Below are 227 nucleotides of genomic sequence, written 5' to 3'. Positions count from 1 at the left end.
TCGTATTTGGAATCTTGAACGTTCCATTTTCTCCTACTGTGAAGGTGTCGTTGTCAATTCCTGGTACTTTAACTGTCGTTCCTGTTGCGTAAGTGCCGCCATTCGCTTTACTTACGGTTACCGTCACTTCACCGGTTGTTGGATCTTGCTCGAACTTAATCGTTGCTGTGTCTCCATCTTTCAACTGCGCTGGCGTTGTTTGTCCGGATACGCTCGCTGGTTTGTGT

The 227-nt window shown here is 47.1% G+C and carries 1 protein-coding gene; it reads right to left on the bottom strand.

The window, feature by feature from the left end; all coding sequences use genetic code 11:
- Positions 1–227 (bottom strand): hypothetical protein (locus tag KV696_RS09815; protein WP_219967536.1); only part of this gene is annotated, 227 nt, incomplete at both ends.

Origin of the sequence: Streptococcus humanilactis (genome assembly GCF_019448275.1) — a bacterium.
GTDB classification, from domain to species: domain Bacteria; phylum Bacillota; class Bacilli; order Lactobacillales; family Streptococcaceae; genus Streptococcus; species Streptococcus humanilactis.
This window is presented reverse-complemented; position numbering and strand designations above follow the sequence as displayed.